Origin of the sequence: Xenococcus sp. PCC 7305, from assembly GCF_000332055.1 — a bacterium.
In the GTDB taxonomy this organism is placed as follows: Bacteria; Cyanobacteriota; Cyanobacteriia; order Cyanobacteriales; family Xenococcaceae; genus Xenococcus.
On record NZ_ALVZ01000014.1, the window covers coordinates 1 to 2,395 of the forward strand.

General features: G+C 34.5%; 5 protein-coding genes and 1 pseudogene. 5 read left to right on the plus strand and 1 reads right to left on the minus strand.

Annotated elements, in window-relative coordinates; all coding sequences use genetic code 11:
- The first annotated feature begins 106 nt into the window (after positions 1 to 106).
- The 3 genes from XEN7305_RS00135 (at position 107) to XEN7305_RS00145 (ending at position 1,177) form a co-directional block, all read left to right on the plus strand.
- Entirely contained in the window at positions 107 to 481 is a 375-nt protein-coding gene (locus XEN7305_RS00135) for a four helix bundle protein (protein ID WP_006507253.1), read from the plus strand.
- 62 nt (positions 482 to 543) lie between these two features.
- The gene (locus XEN7305_RS00140; protein WP_006507254.1) at positions 544 to 843 is read left to right on the plus strand and encodes a nucleotidyltransferase family protein; all 300 of its coding nucleotides are present in this window, start codon (positions 544 to 546) and stop codon (positions 841 to 843) included.
- The gene (locus XEN7305_RS00145) at positions 836 to 1,177 is read left to right on the plus strand and encodes a DUF86 domain-containing protein (protein ID WP_006507255.1); all 342 of its coding nucleotides are present in this window, start codon (positions 836 to 838) and stop codon (positions 1,175 to 1,177) included. Before XEN7305_RS00140 ends, XEN7305_RS00145 begins: the two co-directional genes overlap by 8 nt.
- On the opposite strand, the pseudogene XEN7305_RS30160 reads toward XEN7305_RS00145, so the two are convergent.
- A pseudogene (locus XEN7305_RS30160) lies at positions 1,160 to 1,345 on the minus strand (hypothetical protein); the annotation flags it as partial. The gene XEN7305_RS00145 and the pseudogene XEN7305_RS30160 sit on opposite strands and share 18 nt — an antisense overlap.
- A gap of 97 nt (positions 1,346 to 1,442) precedes the next feature.
- On the opposite strand from XEN7305_RS30160, the gene XEN7305_RS00150 reads away from it, so the two are divergent.
- Together XEN7305_RS00150 and XEN7305_RS00155 are read left to right on the plus strand one after the other, a co-directional pair.
- Positions 1,443 to 1,763 carry a PadR family transcriptional regulator gene (locus XEN7305_RS00150; protein ID WP_006507256.1) on the plus strand — a complete coding sequence of 107 codons (321 nt, stop codon included), beginning with the start codon at positions 1,443 to 1,445 and terminating at the stop codon, positions 1,761 to 1,763.
- 51 nt (positions 1,764 to 1,814) lie between these two features.
- Positions 1,815 to 2,395, plus strand: a 581-nt coding sequence (locus tag XEN7305_RS00155) for a hypothetical protein (protein WP_006507257.1), incomplete at its 3' end; no start/stop codon positions are given.

The following is a 2,395-nucleotide window of genomic DNA, read 5'->3' on the forward strand; positions in this document are numbered from 1 at the left end:
CGACAATACGGATGGAAAAATATGGCTCAAGCTCAACGGCTTTGTTCAAGATCCTTAGCTCTGCTCATGGATGTTTTTATAATGAAATAGCCCTGGGTAATGAGTAATGGGTAATAATGATGTTTCTATTCAGGAACGCTCTGAAAATTTTGCGATTAGAGTGATCAAAGCCTACACAGAAATTAACAGGAATAACCACTATAATGACGCAGTAGCAGTAATATCAAAGCAATTTCTGAGTAGTGGTACCAGTGTTGGAGCAAATGTCGCAGAGGCAATTTATGCTCAGTCAAATAAGGATTTTATTAGTAAATACTCTATTGCCTTAAAAGAGGCAAGTGAGTCTCGCTATTGGATCAAAATAATGATTAAATCAGAAATAGTTTCAGAAAATAAGATGAGCTTACTACTTGAGGAATCAGAGAGAATACTTAAAATATTAACGACGATAATTAATAAATTAAAAGCAAAAGAAAAATAAAATCGAATGTGACAGTAAAAGATGCAATATAAAATTTAGATATTTAGGTTATTAAATTAAGGATGAAAGTTACTACCAAAAAAGATGTGATGAAACTTTTAAGAAATCGTCAATCTGAATTAGAGCAATTTGGAGTAAATCGTCTTGGCTTGTTTGGTTCTTTTGTTCGTGATACAGCAAGCAAGGAAAGTGATGTTGATGTTTTAGTTGTTTTTGAATCTTCTCGGAAAACCTTTGATAATTTTATGAACTTATCATTTTTTCTAGAAGGTTTATTAGGAAGAAAAGTGGATTTAGTGACAATTGATTCTCTCAGTCCTTATATTGAAGAAAATATTTTACGAGAGGTTGAATATGTCTAGAAAGTTTAAAGCTTTTTTACAACATATTCTTCATGAAACTGAATATTTACTTTTAACGTCTAAAGATCTAAGCAAAGATTCTTTTCTAGGAGATGAAACCTTAAAACGAGCCTTTAGTCGTAGTTTGGAAATTATAGGAGAAGCAGTAAAACAATTACCTGATTCTTTCCGTCAACAGTATCCAGAAATTGAATGGCGAAAAATGGCAGGAATGCGAGACAAATTAATTCATCAATATTTTGGAGTTGATTACGATATAGTTTGGGATGTCGTTGTCAACGAAATTCCTATTCTTCATCTTAAAGCTAAAGAGCTTTTACAAAATATAGTTTGATTTTTCTGGCAATCTCTCTGTTAATAATGATTTTTCAGCTAGTCTCGGAACGGCGATCGCGTAGCGCCTCGCGATCAGTGAGACCGCGTTTTGCCTAGTAACGCTGGGAAAATGTTCGAGAAATATGTTTAAAGAATCTCCTGCTTCTAAATAATCAATTAAGTTTTTTTATCTGTTTATTATATCGTTTTTCATAAAAAATCATTATTTATATGTTTTTATGATATCATTAAAACTATAGTCAAGTTGATGGTGTAGTTTACCTATGGCAAAGAAACCAATTAAGCTATCCAGCATAGATGAGGATATTCTGACAGTCTTGCTGGGTAGAGAATTATACGGATTAGAGCTTTTGGACTATATCAATCCAGGTCGCCCAGGTCTTCCGCTGACCTATGGCAGTATCTATCCAGCATTAAACCGATTGGAGAAAAAGGGACTGATCGAATCGCGTTGGGGTGATGAGAGTACGGGTTCTAGTGGGGCAAGACGGAAGTATTACAAGGTAACAGGGTTGGGTGCGAGCTGTTTATCGGATGTGCAGAATTATCGTCTGATGCTCTCTCAAAGAACAGTTTTTGGTTAATTCAGGGTAAAAGTTCGATTCAGTTACAAGGAGTGTTGGGAGCTTGAGAATATGGATAAAAAGGATGGGCAAAAAGTAAAAAAATATTGGCGCAATAACTTCGTTCTAGCAGTTGGAGTAATTAGCAGTTTAGGATTCTTTTCCTTTGTCGCAAAAGAAGGTTGGCAGACTTTCAAACGAGATCCAGCCCCAGAAAATATTGTGATTTTAGAGAAGAATATAGAACCTTTATTAATTCTAGAAGCACCACAAGATCTTTCGGATCTAAATTTGGAGATCCAAACTTTATTAAAAAACTTAAAAAGCCCAGAATATTCAATAGAAGAAAAGCAGATTATCATCAAAACACTAGAGGAAAAGCTAAAAAAATCTAATTTTGGAGTTTCCCGTCATTTGGCTTGGAATATATCTCATTTACTGCAAGTAGAAAAAGCTTTATCTAAGTCAAATATATCTGGCCATGAACTAAAGCAGTTGGTTGCAACTCTAGATCATTCTCTCTGGCATTCTTTCCAGTTTCTCTGTTATCGAAATTATGTATCACATTTTTCTCCAAAATTGTCACATTATTTATCGTGGTATTTATCGTGGTATTTAGAGCGGGTTTCTGTGCGGGTTTTTGAGCGGGATTT